Annotated in this window: 22 protein-coding genes and 1 tRNA gene; 16 read left to right on the top strand and 7 right to left on the bottom strand. The window is 61.3% G+C overall.

What is annotated here, in order from left to right; all coding sequences use genetic code 11:
- Positions 1-4: 4 nt before the first annotated feature.
- The 13 genes from BM269_RS00775 (at position 5) to BM269_RS00720 (ending at position 12,017) form a co-directional block, all read left to right on the top strand.
- Entirely contained in the window at positions 5-928 is a 924-nt protein-coding gene (locus tag BM269_RS00775; RefSeq protein ID WP_090434557.1) for a DMT family transporter, read from the top strand.
- Positions 925-1,323: a methylglyoxal synthase gene (locus tag BM269_RS00770; protein WP_090434555.1), complete on the top strand. Its 399-nt coding sequence runs from the start codon at positions 925-927 to the stop codon at positions 1,321-1,323. The genes BM269_RS00775 and BM269_RS00770 overlap by 4 nt, the downstream gene beginning before the upstream one ends.
- Positions 1,324-1,388: 65 nt before the next feature.
- A complete protein-coding gene (locus BM269_RS00765) occupies positions 1,389-2,963 on the top strand; it encodes an alpha/beta hydrolase family protein (protein WP_170860246.1) in 1,575 nt (524 codons plus the stop codon).
- Between the two features lie 10 nt (positions 2,964-2,973).
- Complete coding sequence (locus tag BM269_RS00760) at positions 2,974-3,948, top strand: quinone oxidoreductase family protein (protein ID WP_090434548.1); 975 nt, start codon at positions 2,974-2,976, stop codon at positions 3,946-3,948.
- A gap of 6 nt (positions 3,949-3,954) precedes the next feature.
- Positions 3,955-4,083, top strand: coding sequence for a hypothetical protein (locus tag BM269_RS29945; protein ID WP_255372298.1), 129 nt, complete (start codon positions 3,955-3,957; stop codon positions 4,081-4,083).
- A gap of 210 nt (positions 4,084-4,293) precedes the next feature.
- Positions 4,294-5,040, top strand: coding sequence for a PEP-CTERM sorting domain-containing protein (locus BM269_RS00755; RefSeq protein WP_170860245.1), 747 nt, complete (start codon positions 4,294-4,296; stop codon positions 5,038-5,040).
- Positions 5,041-5,063: 23 nt separating this feature from the next.
- Positions 5,064-5,876 (top strand): sterol desaturase family protein, encoded by an 813-nt coding sequence (locus tag BM269_RS00750; RefSeq protein WP_090434543.1) that lies wholly within the window; start codon positions 5,064-5,066, stop codon positions 5,874-5,876.
- A 52-nt stretch (positions 5,877-5,928) separates the two neighbouring features.
- The gene (locus BM269_RS00745; protein ID WP_229204445.1) at positions 5,929-7,428 is read left to right on the top strand and encodes a glycosyltransferase family 2 protein; all 1,500 of its coding nucleotides are present in this window, start codon (positions 5,929-5,931) and stop codon (positions 7,426-7,428) included.
- Complete coding sequence (locus BM269_RS00740) at positions 7,425-8,519, top strand: polymer-forming cytoskeletal protein (protein WP_090434541.1); 1,095 nt, start codon at positions 7,425-7,427, stop codon at positions 8,517-8,519. Before BM269_RS00745 ends, BM269_RS00740 begins: the two co-directional genes overlap by 4 nt.
- Positions 8,520-8,560: 41 nt before the next feature.
- Positions 8,561-9,694 (top strand): non-hydrolyzing UDP-N-acetylglucosamine 2-epimerase, encoded by a 1,134-nt coding sequence (wecB, locus tag BM269_RS00735; protein WP_090434538.1) that lies wholly within the window; start codon positions 8,561-8,563, stop codon positions 9,692-9,694.
- Positions 9,684-10,472: a YaiO family outer membrane beta-barrel protein gene (locus tag BM269_RS00730; RefSeq protein WP_090434536.1), complete on the top strand. Its 789-nt coding sequence runs from the start codon at positions 9,684-9,686 to the stop codon at positions 10,470-10,472. Before wecB ends, BM269_RS00730 begins: the two co-directional genes overlap by 11 nt.
- 2 nt (positions 10,473-10,474) lie before the next feature.
- On the top strand, positions 10,475-11,281 hold the full coding sequence (locus tag BM269_RS00725; protein ID WP_090434534.1) for a hypothetical protein: 807 nt from the start codon (positions 10,475-10,477) through the stop codon (positions 11,279-11,281).
- Positions 11,268-12,017: an alpha/beta hydrolase gene (locus tag BM269_RS00720; protein ID WP_090434531.1), complete on the top strand. Its 750-nt coding sequence runs from the start codon at positions 11,268-11,270 to the stop codon at positions 12,015-12,017. The genes BM269_RS00725 and BM269_RS00720 overlap by 14 nt, the downstream gene beginning before the upstream one ends.
- Here BM269_RS00720 and BM269_RS00715 read toward each other — a convergent pair whose 3' ends face one another.
- A complete protein-coding gene (locus BM269_RS00715) occupies positions 12,018-13,409 on the bottom strand; it encodes a C13 family peptidase (RefSeq protein WP_090434528.1) in 1,392 nt (463 codons plus the stop codon). It abuts the gene before it with no gap.
- The gene (locus BM269_RS00710) at positions 13,396-14,034 is read right to left on the bottom strand and encodes a DUF4136 domain-containing protein (RefSeq protein ID WP_090434525.1); all 639 of its coding nucleotides are present in this window, start codon (positions 14,032-14,034) and stop codon (positions 13,396-13,398) included. The genes BM269_RS00715 and BM269_RS00710 overlap by 14 nt, the downstream gene beginning before the upstream one ends.
- Positions 14,035-14,196: 162 nt before the next feature.
- Between BM269_RS00710 and pepN the strand changes: the two genes are divergently transcribed.
- The 3 genes from pepN (at position 14,197) to BM269_RS00695 (ending at position 17,986) form a co-directional block, all read left to right on the top strand.
- Entirely contained in the window at positions 14,197-16,812 is a 2,616-nt protein-coding gene (gene pepN, locus BM269_RS00705; RefSeq protein WP_090434521.1) for an aminopeptidase N, read from the top strand.
- Positions 16,813-16,835: 23 nt separating this feature from the next.
- Complete coding sequence (locus tag BM269_RS00700) at positions 16,836-17,843, top strand: class 1 fructose-bisphosphatase (protein ID WP_090434519.1); 1,008 nt, start codon at positions 16,836-16,838, stop codon at positions 17,841-17,843.
- Positions 17,844-17,910: 67 nt separating this feature from the next.
- Positions 17,911-17,986 (top strand) — tRNA-Thr (locus tag BM269_RS00695).
- Positions 17,987-18,035: 49 nt separating this feature from the next.
- Here BM269_RS00695 and BM269_RS00690 read toward each other — a convergent pair.
- The 5 genes from BM269_RS00690 to BM269_RS00670 form a co-directional block, all read right to left on the bottom strand.
- Positions 18,036-18,302 carry a hypothetical protein gene (locus BM269_RS00690; RefSeq protein ID WP_090434516.1) on the bottom strand — a complete coding sequence of 89 codons (267 nt, stop codon included), beginning with the start codon at positions 18,300-18,302 and terminating at the stop codon, positions 18,036-18,038.
- A 150-nt stretch (positions 18,303-18,452) separates the two neighbouring features.
- Positions 18,453-18,800 carry a hypothetical protein gene (locus BM269_RS00685; protein ID WP_090434512.1) on the bottom strand — a complete coding sequence of 116 codons (348 nt, stop codon included), beginning with the start codon at positions 18,798-18,800 and terminating at the stop codon, positions 18,453-18,455.
- Positions 18,801-18,843: 43 nt separating this feature from the next.
- Complete coding sequence (locus BM269_RS00680) at positions 18,844-19,068, bottom strand: hypothetical protein (RefSeq protein WP_090434511.1); 225 nt, start codon at positions 19,066-19,068, stop codon at positions 18,844-18,846.
- A gap of 263 nt (positions 19,069-19,331) precedes the next feature.
- Complete coding sequence (locus BM269_RS00675; protein ID WP_090434507.1) at positions 19,332-19,667, bottom strand: hypothetical protein; 336 nt, start codon at positions 19,665-19,667, stop codon at positions 19,332-19,334.
- Between the two features lie 188 nt (positions 19,668-19,855).
- On the bottom strand, positions 19,856-20,347 hold the full coding sequence (locus BM269_RS00670) for an SMI1/KNR4 family protein (protein WP_170860244.1): 492 nt from the start codon (positions 20,345-20,347) through the stop codon (positions 19,856-19,858).
- Between the last annotated feature and the right edge of the window lie 73 nt (positions 20,348-20,420).

The following is a 20,420-nucleotide window of genomic DNA, read 5'->3' as shown; positions in this document are numbered from 1 at the left end:
TGGCATGGAAATAGCCACATCGGAACCGCAGGGCAAACGTGCCGCCTACCTGGGTGGCTTGGCCATTGCCATCGGCGGTGCCGTCCTGTTTTCCACCAAGGCCATCGTGGCCAAGCTGCTGTACCGGTATCACCTTGACGCCGTCACGGTGATTGCCTTCCGCATGTTGTTCTCCCTGCCTGTCTTTGCCGCCATCGCGCTGTGGAAGATGCGCACCGAACCGCCTTTGAGCCGCGCCGACGCCTGGCGCCTGATCGGGCTGGGCCTGGTCGGCTATTACCTGTCTTCCTACCTCGATTTCCTCGGCCTGCAATTCATCACCGTCGGCCTGGAGCGCCTGATCCTGTTCCTGACGCCGACCTTCGTTCTGCTGGGCTCCGCGCTGTGGCTGAAGAAGCATATCGGCCGCAGCCAGTGGCTCTCGCTGCTGACCGCGTATGCCGGCATTGTGCTGGTGTTCTTCCATGACCTGCGCGACGGCGGCAGCAATGTGGCCCTCGGCTCGCTGCTGGTGCTGGGTTCCGCCCTGGCATATGCCTTGTACCTGCTGGCTTCCGGCGAAATGGTCAAGCGCCTTGGCGCGCTGCGCCTGGTGTCGTATGCCATGTGCGTGTCCAGCGCTGCCTGCATCGGCCAATTCTTCCTGCTGCGGCCTGCCGCGATGCTGCTGCAGCCGATGGAGGTGTATGGCCTGTCGCTGGTGAACGGCATCCTGTGCACTGTGCTGCCGGTGTTTATGACCATGAGCGCCGTGCAGCGCATCGGCGCGGGCCCTGCCTCGCTGGCGGGTATGATCGGTCCTGTTTCCACGCTATTCCTTGGCGCCGTCATCCTGTCCGAACCCGTCACCAGTTGGCAGCTGGCGGGGACGGCCCTGGTGCTGGCTGGTATCTACCTGCTGTCGAAAGTGAAAGGTAAAGAGACATGACGCCCCGCATTGCCCTGATTGCCCACGACAAGAAAAAAGACGACATGATCGCGCTGGCCCGCGAGTACGCGCCATTCCTGCGGACCTGCAAATTGTGCGCAACCGGCACCACGGGCGGCCGCCTGATTGCCGAAGTGGGCCTGGCGCTGGAGCGCAAGCATTCCGGCCCGCTGGGCGGCGACCTGCAGATCGGCGCCTTGCTGGTGGACGGACATATCGATGCCATCATCTTCCTGCGCGACCCGATGACACCGCAGCCGCACGAACCGGATATCAATGCGCTGGTGCGTGCCTGCGACGTGCACAACGTTGCTTGCGCTACCAACCTGGCGACTGCCCACCTGGTACTGTCCCAATTGCAGGCTGCTGCCGCAAAATCGCAGCCTGTCGCATGATTGTTGGCCGGCGCCCCGCGCGCTGGCAATGTAGCGCCCTCATGACTGAATCGGGGAGACTGCATATGAAAACCATCCTGGGCGGCATTGCCGTATTGGCTATTGCCTCTGCTGCGCACGCCGCGGCGCCGGGGCTTGCCGGGCATTGGGTCGGCACGTACGGTGTCGGCAACGACGCCAACTTCCTGCGGCCGCATTTTGGCGCCGATGGCAAGGCCACGGTGGACATTCCCGCCTTCGAGAAGAAAGGCCTGGCGCTGGATGCGGTTGCCCGGCGCGGCAGCCATGTGCACTTCGCCCTGCCGGGGCCGGACGGAGTGCTGCAATTCGACGGCAAGCTGCAAGACGGGCTGTTGTCCGGCAAGGTAAGCCTGAACGGGAAAGACGGAAGATTTGCCTTCCGCCGCACCCTGGCCGACGATCCTGCACGCCACCAGCCGCTGCTGGGCGCCTATGAATTCCCCGGCAAGCGCGTCGTGGTGCTGTCGGAGTGGGGCGATTTCCCGCAAATGTTCTACAGCGATATGAGCAGCGGCCGCTACGCCTCCATGTTCGCCGAAAGCCCGAACGTGTATTACGCCGGCGCCGGCAACCTGAATCCCGCCGTGCGCGAAACCACCATGCGCTTCGATGGCGACAAGGTGGTATGGCAGCAGGCCGGCAAGAAGGAAACCGGCCGCCGCCTGCAGTTCCGCTCCGAAGAAGTCACGTTCAGGAATGGCGACGTCACCCTGTCCGGCACCCTGGTGCTGCCGGAAGGGAAGGGACCATTCCCGGCCATCGTGCTGACGCAGATGTCCAGCCCCGCACCGCGCGGCGCCTATGCACTGCAGGCCTATTACTTCGCAGCCCATGGCATGGCCGCGCTGATGTACGACAAGCGCGGCGTCGGCAAATCCAGTGGCGAATTCAATAAGGCCACCATGGAGCAACTGGCCGACGATGCCATCGCAGGCATCGAGCTGCTCGGCAAGCGCAGCGACATCAAGGCCGATGCCATCGGCGCCTGGGGGCATAGCCAGGGCGGCTGGCTGGCGCCGCTGGCGGCGATCCGTTCGCAGAAAGTCGCCTTCGTGATCGCACAAGCCGCGTCGGCCGTGCCGCCGGCCGAGCAGGAGGTCTATCGCATCGAAAATTCCCTGCGCGCGCAAGGATTCAGCGAAGAAGAGGTGACGGCCGGCGCCGCCTACCAGGAAAAGCTGATGCGCTGGGTGACCAGCCGTGGCGCCAACCGCGCGGAGTTGCTGGCCGCGGCCCGTGCCGGCGAAACCGCGCGCTGGGCCAGCCAGGTCGAAATCGTGCCCGATACATTGAAGGAGAAGCCGAGCGAAACCAGCACGGCCTTCTACAGCTACGACCCGCTGCCGGACCTGAAGAAGCTGAAGGCACCCGTGGTGTATATACTCGGCGAGAAAGATGCCTTCGTGCCGGTGCATAAGAGCGCCAAACTGTTCCAGCAAACGCTCGATGCGAACGGGCACAAGGATCACCAGATATGGATGTTGCCGCGTGCGGCGCACGGCTTGTGGGAAACCGATGTTGACGGCGGCAGCGCCTATATCAACTCCACGCACTGGGCGCGCGAGCACTATCCACGCATGACGCAATGGCTGCGCGAGCGCGGCTTCATCACACACTAAGGAGTATGGAATGGTTAAGGCGATACGCATGTCCCGCAGCGGCGGGCCGGAAGTGATGGAATACGTCGACCTCGAAGTCGGGGCGCCAGGCCCCGGCGAGGCGACCGTGCGGCACGAGGCGATCGGCCTTAACTTTATCGATGTGTACTTCCGCACCGGCCTGTACCCGCAGCCGCTGCCGGGTGGCTTGGGCCAGGAAGGCGCTGGCGTGGTGGAGGCGGTGGGCGAGGGTGTGAGCGATGTGCGGGTGGGCGATCGCGTGGCCTACGCCGGCCGTCCGAACGGCGCCTATGCACAGGCGCGCAATATGCCCGCCAGCCTGCTGGTCAAGCTGCCGGACGCCATCGGCAGCGACACGGCTGCCGCCATGATGCTGCAGGGGATGACGGTGCAGTACCTGTTCCATAGCGCAGCGCCGGTCAAGGCCGGCGACACCATCCTGTTCCATGCGGCCGCCGGCGGCGTGGGCCTGATCGCATGCCAGTGGGCGCGTGCCCTGGGCGTGAACCTGATCGGCACCGCCGGTTCCGACGAGAAGGTGGCGCTGGCGCTGCAGCATGGCGCGACCCATGCGATCAACTACAACAAGGAGAACTTCACCGAACGGGTACGCGAGGTCACCGGCGGCAAAGGCGTCTCCACCGTGTTCGATTCGATCGGCAAGGATACCTTCATCGGATCACTCGACTGCCTGCAAGCGCGCGGCATGATGGTCAGCTTCGGCAATGCCTCCGGGCCGGTGGCCAATTTCTCGCTGGGCGAACTGGCTTCGCGCGGATCGCTGTACCTGACCCGTCCAGCGCTCGGCAATTACACCGCAACGCGCGCAGACCTTGAGGCCTGTGCGCAATCGCTGTTCGACGTGGTGGCGCGCGGCGACGTCAAGATCGAGATCAAGCAGCGGTATAATCTGGCCGATGTGGGGCAGGCGCACCGCGACCTCGAGGCGCGCCGCACCACCGGCTCCACCATCCTACTGCCTTGAGTGACCATGACCGACCAGAAACGCCCGGCCGAAGACGACGGCACCCCGAAATTTGGACGACTGCTGATTGTCCTGCTGAGTGCCGTGGCCCTGATCGGTCTCATCACCTTTGCCAGTGAAGCTTATTACCGCTGAACTTCAGATAGTCAATGTCGAATTTCTTTACACTCAATTCATTTGGCATTCAAATAATGAGTGTTTCCATAGAGAATCTTCATTGCGCTCAATAGTTTACTGATGAGTTATTGAATTTGGCATAATTCTTGCTTATGTTCCGTCAGGACATTTGAATTTCAAGGAAGAATTATGAAAAACTCAGTGTTGAGTAGAGCTTCGCGTTGCGTTATGGCATTTGCAGCCTGCATGCTGGCTTCGTCGGTACTGGCCGGTCCGGTTAACCTGATACAGAACGGCGGCTTTGAGCTGACTTCCAATGGCAATGGACAGGTGGATTTCAATACTGCCGTCTCGGGCTGGACTTCGCCTGGCGGCTACAATTTTGTGTTCGCTTCCGGCACCGCCGACACCACCGGTGCCGTCACCTGGTTCGGCAGCGAGAATGACATCCCCCTGACGCTGTGGGGTGCCAATAACGGCGGCGCCAACGCGCTGGCGCACAGCGCCAACGGCGGCAATTTCCTCGCCGCCGACGGTGCGTATGGGGTGGTCCCGATCCAGCAGGCGATCAACAACCTGGTGATCGGCACCACCTATATGCTGAAGTTCGAATGGGCGGCTGCCCAGCAGTGGGGCTTCCACGGCGAGACCAGTGAAAAGTGGAGCGTGAGCATCGACGGTAATACCTTCGAAACCGCTGCTTACAATAACCAGAGCCACGCTTCGAGCGGCTGGATGCAGGAAGCGTTCACTTTTACCGCCAAGTCCGGCGGTAGCCTGCTGTCCTTCCTGGCCGCCGGAACGCCGGAAGGCCATCCGCCGTTTTCCCTGCTGGACGGCGTTTCGCTGTTTGCCATCAATACGCCGGACGACGGCTCGCCGCCAGCGGAAGTGCCTGAGCCTGCCAGCCTGCTGACCATGCTGACCGGACTGGGCCTGCTGGCAGTGGCGTTGCGCCGCCGTCGCCAGCCTTGAGCTGAAGCCCTGCCGTGACAGCCATGGCCGAACAGCTTTTGCGACTCGTAGTATGGCTGTGCGTGCTGTGCGCCATCTTCCTGCCGCTGGAGCGCTATTTCGCTGTGCGCCAAGCGCAGCCGGGTGAGCGCCAGCGCTGGCCGGACCTGTTCTATTATTTCGCCAATAGCCTGCTGCCGATGCTGGTGCTGGCAGTGCCGCTGGCGCTCGCCGCGCAGCTGTCACGCGCCTTGATTCCCACCGCCGTTCCGGAAACGCTGGCGGCCTTGCCACTAGGGCAGCGTCTGCTGTTGGCACTGCTGGTCGGCGACCTCGGCGCCTACTGGGCCCACCGCCTGGCGCACCGCTGGCCGCCGTTGTGGCGCTTCCACGCCGTGCACCATAGCGCTGCCCACGTCTACTTCCTGACCAACACGCGCGCCCATCCGGTCGACCTGCTGTTCACACGGCTGTGCAGCCTGCTGCCCCTGTATGTGCTTGGCCTGGCAGGACCGGGCGTGGCCGGCAGCGCCACGCCGGTGGCGGTGATCTTGGTTGGCAGCGTGTGGGGCTTTTTCATCCACGCCAATCTGCGCGTGCGCCTGGGACCGTTGGAGTGGCTGCTGTCGACGCCGGCCTTCCACCATTGGCACCATACGCGCCATGACCATGTCGACCGCAATTTTGCCGCCATGCTGCCGGTGCTGGACCGGATTTTCGGCACCCATCACCTGCCGCCGGGCTGGCCGGCGGAATATGGCAGCGATACACCGGTCTCCAACCATCTGGGTGGACAACTGGCCGCACCGTTCTCGCCGGCAGTGCCGGCCGTCACGGTTGACCGAACTGAAAATTGATTTGCTAGAATGTCCCATCGACCAATTCCACTGAGCGGCGGAGGCTGAACCGATGACAGAACGCCACCGTTTCACCCTGCAAATCCTCGCGCTGTTTGCCGGATGGTGGCTGTCCCTGTCGCTGGCCCTGGCCGCTCCGGCTCCTGCGGCGCCCGCGGCGGAAGCCGCCGCGCCGGCCTTCAGCCTCGATCCCACATCAGCCTTGCACCGCAAAGCCGAAAACGGCAACTGGCTCGGCATCCACGACCAGGTCCGTTCGCGCCACCAGCAGGTCCTGTCGTCCCGCACCTTGACCGTCATGCTCTACCTGCTGTGGGCCGTGATCGTGCTGGTGCTGGTATACACCGTGCGGCACTATTACTTCACCTTCAACCGCCTGTACGGCGCGCAGCGCCATCCCTACCTGGACGTTGATAGCGGTAACTGGCCGAGCGTGACGGTGCTGGTAGCTGCGCATAACGAGCAGGCCGTGATCGCCGATTCCTTGCGCGCCCTGCTGGAAGTGGACTACCCGCGCGATCGCCTGCGCATCATGCCGGTCAACGACCGCTCGACCGACGACACGCGCCGCATCATCGACGAGATCTGCGCAGCCCATCCCGGCCGCATTACGCCGTTCCACCGCAGCGGGGGCAAGCCGGGCAAGGCTGCCGCGCTGAAAGATGCGACAGCACAGGTGGACAGCGACATCCTGATCGTGTTCGATGCCGATTATGTGCCGGGGCGCGGCCTGCTGCGCCAGCTGGTGGCGCCATTCTTCGATCCGGAAGTGGGCGCCGTGATGGGCCGCGTGGTGCCGCTGAATACGGGCAGCAACCTGCTGACCCGGCTGCTGGACATGGAACGCTCCGGCGGCTACCAGGTGGACCAGCAGGCACGCATGAACCTGTCGCTGGTGCCGCAGTACGGCGGTACCGTTGGCGGCGTGCGGCGCGTAGCGCTGGAAGCGATCGGCGGCTGGCACGACGACGCGCTGGCCGAAGACACCGACCTGACTTACCGCTTGCTGTTAAGCGGCTGGAAGACCGCCTACCAGAACCGCTCCGAATGTTACGAGGAAGTGCCGGAGACCTGGCCGGTGCGGGTGCGCCAGATCATGCGCTGGTCGAAGGGGCACAACCAGGCAGCCTTCCGCTATGCGGGCGCCCTGATGGCCAGCAACAAGGTATCGCTGCGCGAGAAGCTCGATGGCATGCTGCTGCTGGGCGTTTTCGCCATGTCGCCGATCCTGCTGGCCGGCTGGGTACTGGCCATCATCTTGTTCTATTTCGACGCCAATCACTGGCTGACGGGCGTGCTGGCCCTGTTCTGCCTGATGTCATACAGCGCGCTGGGCAACTTCGCCGCGTTCTTCGAGATCGGCGCCGCAGTCTACCTGGATGGCAGCCGCGAACGTATCCGCCTGATGCCGCTGAATTACTTCGGCTTCCTGGTCAGCCTGCTATCCATCACGATTGCCACCTTCCGGCAGGTGCTGTTCGACGGGCTGTTCAGGCGCAGCCTGGAATGGGACAAGACGACGCGCTATCGCCAGCCGGAGGCCAGGCCATGAGCTGGATCGTACTGTTCTTTGCTTTCCAGGTAGTGCTGTTCATGCTGCCTTTGCTGCCGGCGCTGGTGGAGTGGCGCGTCAGGCGCGACGCGCAGCCGTTGAAAGTGGTGCGCGACTACGATGGCAACATCAAACATTTCGCCAATCGTTTCCGCCAGTTCCTCGGTGAGCAGTTTGCCGAGCTGGCGCAGGCCGCCGGCGCCGCCACCGTGCCGCGCAACGGCCGCCTGGCGACGGGCGACCGCTACCAACTGGTCGGTGCCGACGGCACGCCCTCGATCACGGAACAGGAGCGCGCAGCGCAGGCGATGCAGCAGTTGGTACTGGGCACGGGGGCGCTGGAGCTTGGTCAGGGGCTGCTGTACGAGAAGGAAGTCTTCGCCGCAGGTGCGATCCGCACCGGCAACGGGAACTCCTTCCGTGCCTTGCTGGCGCGCGGCGATATCGTGCTGGGCGAGCAATGCGACGTGCTGCGCTGGGCGCACAGCGATACCCGCTTGACGGCGGGCCGCCGCGCGCGCCTGTTCGGCCGGGTGTCGGCCAATCAGGAGCTGGTGTTGCATGGCGAAACCCGCTTCGGGCGCATGCATGCGCCGACTATCCGCTTCGGCGCTGCGCTGCCGGCGCCGCTGCCGCAGCCGCAGCCGGCCAGCCGCAAAGCACTGGAGCGGCCGGCGGCCTTGCTGGACGATGCCGCAGGGCGCTGGCTGGCCGGCGGCGACCTGGATGTGCCGGAGGCCTGCCTCCATCATGGCAACCTGGTGGCGCGCGGCAGCATGACGCTCGGCATGCACGCCATGATCGAAGGCAGCATCAAGTGCCACGGCGACCTGCATGTGGCGGCCGGTGCGCGCATCGACGGTGCGCTGGTCTGCAGCGGCAATATGTTCATTGGCCCCGGCTGTACGATCCGTGGCCCACTGGTCTGCGAAAAATCCATCGAGATCGATGCCGGCACGGTGCTGGGATCGGATAGTGCGGAAACGACGGTAACGGCCGTTGAGATCCGCGTGCGCGAAGGCGCGGTAGCGCACGGCACCGTGTGGGCACGGGAGCTTGGCTACGTCGTTCCTGCCGCAACCATCAGCTGATACAGGGAGCCACATTGGGCGCAAACAGGATCCTCCTTTGCATGGGCACCAGGCCCGAGATCATCAAGATGGCGCCGGTCTACTACGCGCTGAAGGACGATGGCCTGGAGCCGCTGCTGCTGCATACCGGCCAGCACGAAGACATGGCCGACCCGATGTACCGGTTCTTCAAGATCCTGCCCGATTACAGCTTGCCGCTGCAGCGCACCTCCGACGCCTTGCATCACCTGTCGGCCATGTTGCTGGAGAAGCTGGGCGCGGCCTTCGAGGCCGTCAAGCCGGCAGCGGTGCTGGTGCATGGCGATACCGCCAGCGCGGCCATGGCGGCGTTGGCGGCGTTCTACCAGCATATCCCTGTCGGCCATGTGGAGGCGGGCTTGCGCTCGCACAACCGCTTCAATCCGTTCCCGGAGGAGAAGAATCGTGAGCTGATCGGCCGGCTGGCGGACTGGCATTTCGCACCGACCGACAACGCGCGCTTCAACCTGCTGCGCGAAAATGTCGAAGGCGATCGCATCCATATGGTCGGCAATACCATTGTCGACGCGGTGCGCCTGGCAACCACGGATCCGGAACTGGCGGGCAACCCGGATGAATTATCCAGCCCCCAGCTGCGCGGCCTGCACCATGTGCTGGCAGGGCGGCGGCTGGTATTCATCACGGCGCATCGTCGTGAAAACCTGGGGCATCCCCTGATGTCGATTTCGACCACGGTACGCAAGCTGCTGATGGCCGACGAAGACCTGGTCATCGTGTGGCCGGTGCACAGCAACCCAAAGATCCGTGCCACGGTGGACGAAGTCTTTACCGACTTGCCGGAAGAGGTTTCGGCGCGCATCTTCCTGACCCGGCCACTGAATTATTCGACCACGCTGCAATTGCTGCGCCAGTCCTGGCTGGTACTGACCGATTCCGGCGGCATCCAGGAAGAGGCGGCTTGCCTGCATGTGCCTGTGTTGATCCTGCGCGAAGCCACTGAACGGCCGGAGCTGGTGGCAAGTGGCGGCGGCCGCCTGATCGGCACCGAAAGCAGCGCCATTATCGGCGCCGTCGATGCGCTGCGCGCCGACGCCCAGGCATACGCGGCAATGCGCGCCGCCGCCAATCCATTCGGCGACGGCTTTGCCGCCGCGCGCATCAAAGAGATCCTGATACGGAGCATGCATGATTCGTAAGTTACACCAGCCCTTTGTTTGCCTGGCAGCCTTGCTGGCAACCGGTAGCGCCGTGGCACAAGCTGCGACCACCGGCACGGTCGAAGCAGGTTTGCTGCATCACAGCCTGAGCGACGGCTTCGGCACCTGGAACCAGCAATTCGTCCGCGGCTCACTGCGGACCTCCGACGCAACGGTGTGGAACGCGGACTTGGTGAATGCACGCCAGTTCGGGGCGCATGGCACGCTGGTGGTCGGCGGCGTCAGCCACGTCTTCAATGAAGATTGGTACGGCAGCCTGGCCGGCAGCCATGGCAGCAGCTTCTTCTACCCGCAAGCGCGCGCCGATGCGGTGATCAACCGCAAGCTGGGCGCGGCGCGCGATGTGGTAGCCACCGTCGGCGTGACGGCGGTGAATGCGCATGACGGCCATCGGGACCGCAGCTTGTTGCTCGGCCTGTCGTGGTACCTGCCCAATGCGTGGGTGCTGCAGGGCGGCACGCGCATCAATCGCAGCAATCCCGGCGGCGTGATGGCCAACGTCAAGTATGTTGCCGCGACCTGGGGCTACGACAAGCAGCAATACGTCGCGCTGCGCTACGATATGGGCGAAGAGGCTTACCAGTACATCGGCGCCGGCTCGGCGGACCTGCTGGTGAATTTCCGCAGCAACGTTATCAGCGGCACCTGGCGCAAATGGCTGGCCCCGACCTACGGCTTCCAGCTGCGCGCCGAGGCCTACCATAACCCGTTCTATGACCGCCGCGGCCTGGAAGCCGCCTTGTTCAAGGAATTCTGAGCGTGAAGCAATTGCATGCATTGCAGCGCAAGATCGACGATTTGCGCTTCCGCGGCTTCGGCGGCAGCGCGATCCAGCTGCACCGCTCGATGTACCAGATCAAGTTGAGCCGTATTAACCTGCTGGGCTCGCTGGCGCTGCCCGCAGTATTCACCATTGCGCTGCTTTGCCTGCTGTCGCCGATCCTCGCGCTGTGGCGCGGCCTGTTCGAATTCTGGCTGCCGCGCATCGCTCCGCAGGGCAGCGTCGCGGTTCGCCAGGTCGACCTGGGAGCATACTACCTGGACCTGCCATTCCCGCTACTGCCTGCCGGGGAACCCGGCAACCAGCTGTGGTGGATAACGCTGGCCGGTTGCGTGCTTGCCTTGCTGGCCACTTTCCTGGTGTCGCGCGACCGCTTCCTGCCGTTGCAATACATTGTGCGTGCCTGCTTGCTGGTGCAGGCTACGGCGCTGATTTTCTTCCACTACCTGCCAGGCGAGTTCCCATACGACTCGGCCCGCTATCTGGGCGATGCGCTGACCATGGCGCTGATCTTCCTGTTCATGATGCCGTGGGGACTGGGGGCGACCTATTACATGTTCGGGTTTTCGCTGTGGCGCAAAGTAGGCTTGACCGTTTGCACGCTGGCCTATTTCATTGTGGCCTTTCCGATGCAGTATCTGCTGCACGCCTATGTGCTGCACCATCTGACACTGCTCTTCCTGCCATTGTTATACTTGGTATTTGGCATCTTTATGGATGTGATGATGTTTGTCGCTTTGTATTCCTGGGGCATGAGTTGGGGGCGCGCGGATGCGCGCGCGTAAGCCGGTGGCGCACATGGCCATGTCGCTGCTGCTGATCGTGCTGGCTGTCTACATTGCCGTGTGCGCGGTGGTGTTTTTCCGCCAGCGCAGCATGATCTACTTTCCCCAGGCGTTTGATGGCGGCACCGTGCTGTCGTTGGGCGGGGCACGCGTTGGTGTCACATTGCACGAGCAGCCGGGCACTTCCGCCGTGATCTATTTCGGCGGCAATGCGGAAGCGGTAGGGTACAGCCTGGCGGAGTTGCAGGCTGCCTTTCCCGGCCAGGCGCTATACCTGATGCACTATCGCGGTTATGGCGCCACACCGGGCGCGCCGACGGAAGCGGGCCTGTTTGCCGATGCCCAGGCGCTCTATGAATATGTGCGTGCCCTGCACCCGCAGGTGACGCTGGTCGGCCGCAGCCTGGGAAGCGGCATCGCCACCCGGCTTGCCAGCGACAAACCGGTGGACCGGCTGGTGCTGGTCACGCCATACGACAGCATGGCTGGCGCGGCCTCACACCATTTCCCGTGGCTGCCGGTGCGCTTGCTGCTGCGCGACCGCTACGACTCGGTGAGCTATGCCGCCAAGGTCAACGCCCCAACCACCATCCTGGCCGCCGAGCGCGACGAGGTCATTCCCCGAGCCAGCAGCGAAGCCCTGTACCGCGGTTTCCGCTCCGGCCTGGCGACTTTCCATGTCGTCCCCGGAGTCGGTCACAACGATATTTCCCTGCGCCAGTTGGCGCCGCATTGATCATTGAAAGGCGGCGAGCTTGGCACGAATGGCGCTGCCGACCGAAATTTGCGGGTTCGAATAGCCGTCGTCCTTGCCCGCTTCGACTTCGCGCTTACGGATGACTTCCCGTGCGGCGGCGTGGGCTTGCTCGAAGGAGCGCGTGTGGCTGCGCAACTGTTCGTCGAACATGGCGCGGCCGAAGAAAGTCAGTTCGGACTTGTAGCCGCAACCGTATGAGGTGTGGTCGGCGTCAGCTGCGGTCAGCACCATGGTGGCATCGTCCTTCAACGATGGAATCCAGCTACCGGAGAAGCAGGCAGACACCGCAATCACGCGATGCTTGATACCCGCTTCATCGAGCCACTTGCGCAACGTGGAAGGCGTCAGCTCGGTCAGTTCGAACGGCCAGAAGTCCGCCGCCAACTGCCCTTCGCGCGCGCCGTGCGAAGTCAGGTAGATGAACAGCACGTCTTCGTCCTTGTCCATGGTGCGTGAAACGCTGCGGATCGCCTTGCGCAGGTTCACCGTCGTCGCCCAGGGCAGTTTTTCCGCCGTCTGGAAATGGTTCACCAACTGCATCGTGCGCCCGGCAGTGTCGAAGCGCTGCGACATCACGTCCGCCACCATCTGGCTCTCCCTGCGGAACACTTCGTCGCCGTAGGGCGCAAAGGTCAAGGCGTAGATATCGACCTTGCCGGGACGCTGCGGCGCCAGCGCAGCCAGTTGGCGCGACAACAGCACCGGCTGCGACTCCATCAGTTCCGCGGTCAGTTTCAGGTAGCGCGACGCTTCTTCGTTATTGGCTTCCTGCTTTTTCGGATACCAGAAGTCCGGCTGCTGGGTGGCCACGCCGAGCGCCACCACGCCCGCCATCAAACTTGCGCAAAGCGCCAGCGGCCAGCGCCTGCCGCGCCCACCGCGCGCCAGCAGCACAAGTTGCGACAGGATCATCAGGGTGACCGGAATGCCCCACAAAATCCATGCGCCCCATTGCCCCAGGTAGCGTACCGACCACGCCTCGGATCCGCTGTACAGCATGGCGGTAAAGCACAGGTCAACGAACAGTTCCATCCAGACGCCCTGCGCCAGCAACAGGGTGGTCAGCAGCGCCAGGTCCGGGGCTGCGCCGGGACGCCCGCTCGGTCCCGTGCCGCGCGCCAGCAAGGCGTAGAAGGGCAGCAGGGCGAACGTCAGCCAGCCGTAGGCGATGGCCTTCCAGTAAAAGATGGCGGGCCCGTTGATATACAGGCGCTGGAACACTACCGACAGCCCCAGCACCAGCAGCACCAGGATTGCGATGACGCCCGGCCCGGTGGCCAGTCCTTCCCAGCGCGGCGGACGGAAAAAGGCGGTGGATGCGCCTTCGCGCAGCCACCGCCCGGTCGATTTGATGAAATTATTGGAGCTCAAGATCTACGCGCTTGGCCTTTCCGCTTTCGCCAGGGAAGCCGGTGAAGGCGCTTTGCACCAGTGCCGGCATGACCAATGGGGTCGACTGCTTGCGGCTGGTGTTCTGCACGGTCACGTCAAACAGCTTTTTGCCCTGCAGGTTATTAATGGTGACGCGCAGGTTGCGGTCGTAGTTATGCTGGATGGTTTCGCGGTATTCCATCGGCCCCCACATCCATGGATCGTAGTAAGGGCGGTAAAAACCGTAGTAACGATAACGGTAAGGGTAGTAGCCCCAGCGTGGGTAATAGCCCCACGGGCCAGGCCCATACATCCACGGGTCGGTCGCGGTCAGGACCTTGACCGGGCGGTCGATGGTGCTGAACTGCATGCCGACGCGCAGCTTGGCGTCCTTGGTAGTCGCGGCCTGGGTGAAGCCCAGCTTGGCCAGTTCACCGCTCACCAGGTTCTGGTAGCTACGGAATTCCAACGTATCCTCGCCCGGGGACGGCGTTTCGAAGGTGTATGACTTGTCCGGCAGGTCGCTCGGCCACTCATGGAAGACCGTAACGTTGCTGCGCAGGGTAGTGGCACAGCCGCTCAGCAACAAACTGGTGGCTGCCACCAAAATGGCTAGCGCTTTCATGGCGAGACTCCTTTTTATCCTATAGGCCAGTTTAATCCGGCAACATGCGTTTCACCTAATTATTACAGAATGTTACCCCCGCAGGGACACTGGAAAAGAATCGGGCGTACCCCTTGCCTGGTATTGGTAAAATAGCCTTCTTTGTCCTCGCTCGCCCAAACCATGCGCACCGACAGCCCTCAAGCGATTTATCGTAAAGACTACACCCCGCCCAGCTACCTGGTGGAGACCGTGGAACTGGGCTTCGACCTCGATCCCGCCTGCACCATCGTCGCCAACCGCGTGCAACTGCGCCATAACCCCGACAGCAAGAGCCGCGACCTGGTGCTGCACGGCGAAGCCATTGAACTGGTCACCCTGCGCATGAACGGGGCGGAGCTGGATTCCGGCCAATATATTATTGGCAACAATACCCTGACCATCCGCAATGCGCCGGTCGACGTCTTGCTGGAAATCGAAACCACCTGCGCCCCGGTCGAAAACACGACGCTTTCCGGCCTGTACACCTCGGGCAGCGGTTTCTACACCCAGTGCGAGGCCGAAGGCTTCCGCCGCATCACCTATTTCCCGGACCGTCCGGACGTGATGGCGCGCTACACGGTCATGCTGCGCGCCGACAAGGAGCAGTACCCGGTCCTGCTCTCCAACGGCAACCTGCTGGAAGAGGGCGACCTGGGCGACGGCCGCCATTATGCAAAGTGGGAAGACCCGTTCAAAAAGCCGTCCTACCTGTTTGCCCTGGTGGCCGCGCGCCTGGTATGCCAGGAAGCGAAATTCACGCTGAAGTCCGGCCGCGAAGTGCTGCTGCAGGTGTGGGTGGAAGAGGGCAACCTCGACAAGACCGACTACGCGATGGAGTCGCTGAAAAACTCGATCCGCTGGGATGAGGAACGCTGGGGCCTCGAACTGGACCTGGACCGCTTCATGATTGTCGCGGTAAGCGACTTCAATATGGGCGCCATGGAGAACAAGGGCCTGAACATCTTCAACACGAAGTTCGTGCTGGCCAACCCGCGCACGGCGACCGACGTCGACTACTCCGGCATCGAAGCCGTGGTCGGCCACGAGTACTTCCACAACTGGACCGGCAACCGCGTGACATGCCGCGACTGGTTCCAGTTGTCGCTGAAAGAAGGCCTGACCGTGTTCCGCGACCAGGAGTTCAGCTCCGACATGATCGGCACCGACAGCGGCCGCGCCGTGACTCGTATCGACCAGGTGCGCACGCTGCGCCAGGCCCAGTTCCCGGAAGACGCAGGCCCGATGGCGCACCCGGTGCGTCCCGACTCCTTCGTCGAGATCAACAACTTCTACACGGTGACCGTGTACGAAAAGGGTGCCGAAGTAGTGCGCATGTACCAGACCTTGTTGGGCCGCGAAGGCTTCCGCAAGGGCATGGACCTGTACTTCGAGCGCCATGACGGCCAGGCCGTGCAATGCGACGATTTCCGCGCCGCGATGGCCGATGCCAACCAGCGCGACCTGAAGCAGTTCGAACGCTGGTACAGCCAGGCCGGCACGCCGGTGGTCAACGCCAGCGGCCGACACGACGGCGCCAAGCAGGTATACGAGTTGACGCTGCGCCAGTCCTGTCCTGCCACGCCGGGCCAGGCCGAGAAGCAACCCTTCCATATTCCGGTGGCCGTCGGCCTGCTGGATCGCAACGGCAGGGACCTGATCCCGACCAAGGTACTGGAACTGACCAAGGGCGAGCAGACCTTCCGCTTTGAAGGCATTGCCGAAGCGCCGGTGCCTTCGATCCTGCGCGATTTCTCCGCGCCGGTGGTGCTGGAATACCCTTACACCGACGACGAGCTGCTGCACCTGTTCCGCTATGACAGCGACCCGGTGAACCGCTGGGAAGCCGGCCAGCGCCTGGCCATGGAACGCCTACTGTCGCTGACCCGGTCGGTGCTGGACGACAAGCCGCTCAAGCTTGACGACACCTACATTGCCGCACTGCGCGCCGTCCTGACCGACAAGGAACTGGATCCCGCTTTCCGCGAGCAATGCCTGATCCTGCCGTCGGAAACCATCATCGCCGAGCAGATGGAAGTGGTGCACCCGCAAGCGATCCACAGCGCACGCCAGTTCATGCGCCACGCCATCGGTACCGCGCTGCATGCCGACTTGCTGCAGGTGTACGCCGCCAATGCGACGCCAGGTCCTTACAGCCCTGACGCCATTTCAGCCGGCAAGCGCGGTTTGAAAAACGTGGCGCTGGCCTACCTGCTGGTGCAGCCGAACGCCGAAGCGGCGCGGCTGGCCGGCGAGCAGTTCGCCGCGGCCACCAATATGACCGACCGCGCAGCCGCCTTGTCGGCCCTGATCCACAGCGGTGCCGACGCCGGCAAACAGCTTGACGCCTTCTACAAGGACTTCAAAGGCGAAGCACTGGTGGTGGACAAATGGTTCGCCATGCAAGGCTCCGCACCGCATACCAATGTGGCTAAGGTGCGCGAGCTGATGAAACACCCGGCCTTCACGCTGAAGAATCCGAACCGCGCCCGCAGCCTGCTGTTCAGCTTCTGCAACCAGAATCCGTCGCAGTTCCACGCCGCCGACGGCAGCGCCTACGAGTTCTGGGCCGAGCACGTGATCAAGCTCGACGCCCTGAACCCGCAAGTCGCCGCCCGCCTGGCGCGCAGCATGGATCGCTGGCGCCGTTATGCCCCGGCGCTGCAAATCCATATGCGCCACGCGCTGGAAAAAGTCGCCGCCGCCACCAAACTGTCCAACGACGTGATGGAAGTGGTCAGCAAGGCACTCGCAAACTAATTAAGCACAAACCTAGGGAAATAATGAAACGTATCAGCCTGACCCAATACCTCGTTGAAGAACAACGCCAGCACCACAGCATTCCTGCCGAACTGCGCCTCCTGATCGAGGTCGTCGGCCGCGCTTGCAAAACCATTTCCCACAGCGTCGGCAAGGGCGCACTGGGCGAAGTGCTGGGCGCGCTGGAATCGGAGAACGTGCAGGGTGAAGTGCAGAAGAAGCTGGATGTGATCTCCAACGAAATCCTGCTGGAAGCGAACGAATGGGGCGGCCACCTGGCGGCGATGGCTTCGGAAGAAATGGAAGACATCCACCCGATCCCTAACCGTTACCCGAAAGGCGAATACCTGCTGGTGTTCGACCCGCTGGACGGCTCCTCCAACATCGACGTCAACGTATCGATCGGCACCATCTTCTCCGTGCTGAAGGCACCGGACGGCATGACCGAACCGAGCGAGCAGGATTTCCTGCAACCAGGCGCCAAGCAAGTGGCCGCCGGCTACGCCGTGTACGGCCCGCAAACCCTGCTGGTGCTCACCACCGGCAATGGCGTGAACTGCTTCACGCTGGACCGCGAGATGGGCTCGTGGGTGCTGACCCAGCGCAATATGCAGATTCCTGCCAAGACCAAGGAATTCGCGATCAATTCGTCCAACCAGCGCCACTGGCACGCACCGGTGCAGCGCTACATTGGCGAACTGCTGGCCGGCTCCACCGGCCCGCGCGGCACCGACTTCAATATGCGCTGGATCGCCTCGATGGTGGCCGACGTGCACCGCATCCTGAACCGCGGCGGCATCTTCATGTACCCGGCCGACCTGCGCGATCCATCCAAGCCGGGCCGCCTGCGCCTGATGTACGAAGCGAACCCGATGGCCTTCATCGTTGAACAGGCGGGCGGCATGGCCACCGACGGCAAGCGCCGCATCCTCGACATCCAGCCAGAAAAGCTGCACCAGCGTGTGCCGGTGTTCCTCGGCTCCCGCGACGAAGTGGCACTGGTCACCAGCTACCACCAGGAAGCCGTGTAATTTTTGCAATGATGGCGCCCTGATACTAGCAAACGCGCAAGTTTGTTTGTTATAATCCGGGCTCTTTGCCGGTGTAGCTCAGTTGGTAGAGCAGCTCATTCGTAATGAGAAGGTCGTAGGTTCGATTCCTATCTCCGGCACCAGGACGTACAGAAACCCTGTCAGGTCATTGATCTGGCAGGGTTTTTTCGTTTAGCTGGTCGCGACCAGCGCGACCAGCGCAAGGAAGACTGCCACCTGTATGCCGATGATCATATAAGTTTGCGAGTCCATGCGGGTATTGAGCTTTTCCATTGCAGCGAATAGTTGCGCGTCAAAATGAGCGCGTTGCTCGATGAAGCGGCCATCAATGTGCGATCGCAATGTTCTCAGGTCGCAGGAGAGGTCATTCACGGTTTTCTCCAGTTGCGTCGTGCGTAGCTCGTATGCAGCGAGCTCGGGTGGGGGAGTGGCTTCCATGGCAGCTCCTTAAGTGGATCCTATCATTTTCACCACTGCTTGAAGCGCGCATTTGATATGGCTCAAAAGCGCTCTGCGATCCGTTACCTCGTGTTACGGCGCTTCTCGGCTCACCGGCGACTGCGAAAGTTTTCTGTGGACCTTCTTCTGTCACCGCTTAAAGGTATCAAATTCAAGGTAATAGTTGACCTGGTCAATGAATTCTTGCGGACTCTCCATCTTCCAATTTATAGAATTCGAGATATGTGCAAGGACATTAACCAGCATCCATTCCTTCAAATTTTTATCTCTCAAAGCAAGTGGGAGTTCCAAGCCATCATTGTTTACAAAGACCTCATCGTCTGCCAGGCTTTGCATGTAATCCCAAGGCAAATAATAAAAGTCCGCCTTTTCTGGGTTTGATCGCCAAACTTCTATATTCGTATGAATCCATGCTTCCTGCTTTAGGAATTTTAAGCCTGCTATCAGGTGCGAAATAGATTTAATGTACTCAGTCATTTGGCGCTTCTATTCTTTAGTCCTCATTGAACACGTCGTACCGTCACTCGGCAAAGATCGATTCAAGGCATTCGGTGACTTGATCAAGGATGGCAAGCCCTTCAGGAAATTTGACCTTCAATTGCTGGAGCGTTCGCTGTCTGTCAAAGTATTCCTCATCGAATAAAATCAACTGCAGGATTCTTTCCTCTAACTTGTACTCGAGCCGCTTCGGTTTGAAGCCATTTATTTGATCCAAAAATTCACACTCGATATTGCCCTCATCCATTTCCCTTGCCAGTGCGATATAGCCTCCTTTGTCAAGCCAAACACACAATGACGAAAGGTCATCGTCGTCGTCCGTAATTGCTTCGACTTTGGTCGCAATCGCTTTCCATAACTCCGCTTTTCATAGAACCCACCATGCAGCTGAAAGATTGACTTTTTATCAAGGTCGTCTTACTGACCTACTATCCAAGCATAGGGCGAGCGTTACATCCTCCCTGCCATCCGGAGCGATCCCTGCGCACGTTGGCCTTCGCCAATAATCTTTCACATGTGCTTGAAAGTATCATACTCAAGGTAGTAGAACATCGCGTCCACAATCTCCGCAGTTGACGCACCCGGAACATGCGACAGCTTATTGCTGATCACAGCTCGCACCATAGGAGCTTCTAACCATTCAAAGTAGCCTTTCCCAGCCAATTCTTCCGGAATGTATCCTCCTTTTTCGTAAAAACACTCCTCCATTTCCATGCTTGGAATGACTACAAATTCAGCTTCCAGAATCGTTTTACGGTCGATCTTTGGTTTCGTATAAAGGCCACCGGAATCGGGGAAATCGTCAACAGCGTTGCTCAACGCAATAAAACCTACGTACCTGTTCATATTGAAATCGATATTTTCGTGTGCGACTTAATCCGCGTCCTTAAAATTATCAAGTTCAACGTATTAGAAGGCCGCGTCAACAATATCAGTAATCGGTGGTTAAAATCTTCGTCGACCACCTTGTAATTGAAGGCGTCCGACTGAATCGTCACGGCCTCAGCCTTGACCTGGAAGAAACTGGGGAAGTCCTACCAACTCGCATCTGGGTTGGGCTCTAAAATTTCGAGAAAATGCTCGAATGACCTCGCAACGTGTCGTTGTGCTTTCTTGTAATTCTCCGCTTGGCTGAGCGCCGGATCGAACACATCGGTCGCGTAGTAGGCAACTCCCTCATCACGAAGATCAAGACCGAAAAAGTTTCCGCCCGGATCCCAAGCAAATGGCAGGAAAAAATCTGGTATGACTCTCTTGGCACGCATGGCCTGGAAGTGATTCAGCATTTCCGATGTGCTGTCCTGCCCGGGCAGCGGGTGCTTAATCGAATAAAACATTGCAACTTCTGTTGGCTCCCACGCGTCGTCACCGGGTACTTGGGTGTCACTGGGTGCTCCGCCGTTGTAGCGAATGTAGTGCTGTTTGAACGATTCGGGCAAAAGATACCCCAGTGCTTGTTCGAGGTCGCCGAAATCTGCCATAGAAATTGCGGGAGCCACTGTGTTAAAAACGTTGCTATCAGCCATATCATTCTTCGCTAACATCCGGGCCTTAATCGCCCTGTTGGACTACCTCGTAGCCGCCCTTAAGGCTGAGCCA

Source organism: Duganella sp. CF458 (genome assembly GCF_900113115.1).
GTDB lineage: Bacteria > Pseudomonadota > Gammaproteobacteria > Burkholderiales > Burkholderiaceae_D > Rugamonas.
This window is presented reverse-complemented; position numbering and strand designations above follow the sequence as displayed.